Source organism: Vibrio genomosp. F10 str. 9ZD137 (assembly GCF_049974785.1).
Classification (GTDB): domain Bacteria; phylum Pseudomonadota; class Gammaproteobacteria; order Enterobacterales; family Vibrionaceae; genus Vibrio.
In genome coordinates, this window is the sequence record NZ_JBNGCJ010000842.1 from 1 (window position 1) to 3,032 (window position 3,032).

The 3,032-nt window shown below is 41.1% G+C and carries 3 protein-coding genes; 2 read left to right on the forward strand and 1 reads right to left on the reverse strand.

What is annotated here, in order from left to right; all coding sequences use genetic code 11:
• Together ACP45E_RS19025 and ACP45E_RS19030 are read left to right on the forward strand one after the other, a co-directional pair.
• A partial coding sequence (locus tag ACP45E_RS19025; protein WP_017038817.1) for an ABC transporter permease occupies nucleotides 1–964 on the forward strand: 964 nt, incomplete at its 5' end.
• A 22-nt stretch (nucleotides 965–986) separates the two neighbouring features.
• A complete protein-coding gene (locus tag ACP45E_RS19030; protein ID WP_065576780.1) occupies nucleotides 987–1,685 on the forward strand; it encodes an ABC transporter ATP-binding protein in 699 nt (232 codons plus the stop codon).
• Nucleotides 1,686–2,111: 426 nt separating this feature from the next.
• Here ACP45E_RS19030 and ACP45E_RS19035 read toward each other — a convergent pair whose 3' ends face one another.
• Entirely contained in the window at nucleotides 2,112–2,684 is a 573-nt protein-coding gene (locus ACP45E_RS19035) for a malate synthase (RefSeq protein WP_017038819.1), read from the reverse strand.
• Nucleotides 2,685–3,032 lie beyond the last annotated feature (348 nt).

The window sequence follows — 3,032 nt, forward strand, 5'->3', positions numbered from 1 at the left end:
GCCAAATGTAGCTGATCGACGTGCTTGGCAGAAACCATTGGCTGTCACCAGTGAATTTCAGTCTATGACCAACCTCAATATACGTCCTGGTGGACGTTGGTTTAATCCTCTAGACCAGAATCAACAACGTAAAGTAATCGTTTTAGGTTATCTTTTAGCTGCAGATCTATTTAACCCCAGTGAAAATGCTAAATGGTTTGCAAATGTAAGATTAGAGACTAATCCAGTGGGGAAAAAAGTAAAACTTGGCAGCGAAAAGTTCACAGTGATTGGTGTATTAGGAAAAAACAGTGCCGAGATTGAACAAGGAAACACTATTAATTATTCGAGCTTTGTTCCACTCTCAACATGGCAGCGTTTTCACAACAACGACAATATCAGCAGTATTAACATACTACCTCACAATGAAACTGACAGAGTAAAGCTTGCATCCACAATTAATCAGGTCATTGCGCGCAAGCATGGTGCTAGTGTCAGTGATAAGCAGATCATTCAGATTGAGGATATGTTCCTCAGGCAAAAAAGTACGCTGCAATTCTTGATTGGCTTGGAGGGATTTCTAGGTGTAATTGGCTTTATCACTCTGGCTGTCGCAGGTATAGGGATCGCAAACGTAATGTATGCAATGGTGAAACGTTCAACAAGAGACATAGGTGTGCGAATGGCTGTTGGTGCTACGCCGACAGCGATTCGTCTACATTACTTGGTGCAGTCTTTAATGACTATGATGATTGGGGGCGTATTGGGTTTGCTAGTAAGTTATGCGTTGATTTCAATGATTCGTTCTATAAACCTCAAAGGAAATATGTTTTACGACACTCTTGGTCAACCTACCCCTGAACTGTCATCGTTGGTTATTAGTATTGTCATTTTGACATTGATTGTTATTGGTGTCATTGCTGCTTGGCTACCAGCTAATCGAGCGGCGAAAGTGACGCCGATGGAGGCGCTACAAAGTGAATGATGAAATAAAAAGAGGAGATACCATGTCTAATCAATCCTTAGTTAAACTCTCAAACATCCATAAACACTACTCCAGTGGTGACGCTGAGATTCGAGCTTTAGACGGCATTGACCTCACGATTCGCAAAGGAGAGTTTCTGTCTATTTTAGGCCCATCGGGATCAGGGAAGTCTACTTTGATGAACATGCTTGGCTGCCTTGATAAACCAACAGAGGGTGAATATCAACTTGATGGGAAAAATGTTGCAGCATTAAGTTCCAATGAACTGGCCGGCATTCGTAACCAAAAAATTGGTTTTGTATTCCAAAGCTTTAATTTGCTTGAGTACGCGTCAGCACTGGATAACGTCGCCCTCCCCTTAGTGTACTCAGGAATGAAAGCAAAAGAGCGCCGTGAGCGAGCAGTAAAACTACTGGAACAAGTAGGATTGGGTGACCGTCTTGACCATAAACCGAGTCAGTTATCTGGTGGTCAAAAACAACGTGTCGCTATCGCTAGAGCTTTGGTTAATGAACCTCAAATGATATTAGCTGATGAGCCAACAGGTGCCTTAGACTCTAAGTCTGGCGCCGAGATAGAGGCTCTGTTTAATCAATTGCACTCGCAAGGAAAAACACTGATCATTGTCACTCACGATAACGCGCTTGCAGAACGTACTAAGCGTATTGTTATGATTAAAGATGGAAAAGTGCTCTCTGACTGCAAAAGTCAACGCTACTAATATCCTGCTGCTTTTCTTGGCGCTACTTTTTATTAGTAACAAAACATATAGGACCATGACATCATGGTGAGGTAGAAAGTATTACTGCAGGGATCTCTTGATAAACATCAATATCAACTAGGCTTACTCAATCAAGCAGATTCTTATATACAAAGCTTAATGCATTTAAGGGCTTCACTATGTGTTAATCCCAACAGTAAACACTTAGGTTGGCACGCATAAACTGGGGTACAATTCCCTGCCCAACAATTTTAAGATACCTTTATGCCCTCTTTCTCTTTAACACTTATCCCTATTGGGGTTAGATTTATGCTTCTTTCTGTGCATTTGAAACGGCACGGCTTCACATATTGCCTCTGCATCAAATACTCACAAAAAACCCCGCTATAGGGAGCGGGGAAATAACCAAAAATAAAACCTAATACATTAGAGAGCGAAGCTGAAACCAAGGTTATAATCTTCACCATTTTTTGCTGTAAACTCCTTATCTTCACTTGATGCATTTGTGCGACCGCTTTCATCGCTTTTCACCAAGCTAACCCAGTGTCTAATTCCAGACGAACGACTAGCGATAGTTTGAGAAAAAGTAGTACATGTCTCTAGCTGAATATCTTCAATATCTACAAACTCTAAACAACCCGTGCCCTTGCTAGCACCTATCGTCACTTCAACATGTGTTCCGCTCTCATCACGAAATAGGATTGCTGTAGGCTTCGACTTGTCACCAGTGTAAGCCACAAAGTGTTTAGCGCGTTTCAAACCCGTGTGTTCGCCATTTTTGAAGTAAACCTGAATGTGTCTGTAGTCGATCTCATAGCTCACTGCGTCTTCATGAGATCCCGATTCGAGAGGAAATAGAGTATCAAGCAACTGTTTCGCCATTGTCTGTTTTTCTAGTTGCTTGTCTGCTTTCACCATTTCTACGGCAAAGACAGCTTCAGCAATAAAAGTGGAATGGTTTCTGTGAAGTTCTGTTTTGTCTAGTGTCAGCATATTCATAATCGTTCCCTCATACGGCTTTGAATTTTATGTAGGCCAAAAGTCCTGATTGACCCTTTTTAAAATTGTTCTTTACTGTGTAATTTCCATGCTTTTCATACTACCTTCATTTTTAAAACAATTTCACAACAAAAATTTCACACTGTGAATTTTACTAAATCGTTTTTTACACACGCAGATATTTTTTGCCCCTAGCCCTTTATTTAACTGGGCTGAGAGCTCACTAGAATCACTTTTTCGTGTTGTTTGAATTTGTGTAATAGCCAACCCAGCCCAGCCCAGCGTATTATCGATTACTAGATGTTAGGTATGCTTAGTCTCGACTTTACTCGACGGCGGATTTAACCA

Excerpts from the sequence above, each read along its gene's own strand:
- ACP45E_RS19030 (WP_065576780.1), top strand. The coding sequence starts at position 987 with ATGTCTAATCAATCCTTAGTTAAACTCTCAAACATCCATAAACACTAC.
- ACP45E_RS19035 (WP_017038819.1), bottom strand. The coding sequence starts at position 2,684 with ATGAATATGCTGACACTAGACAAAACAGAACTTCACAGAAACCATTCC.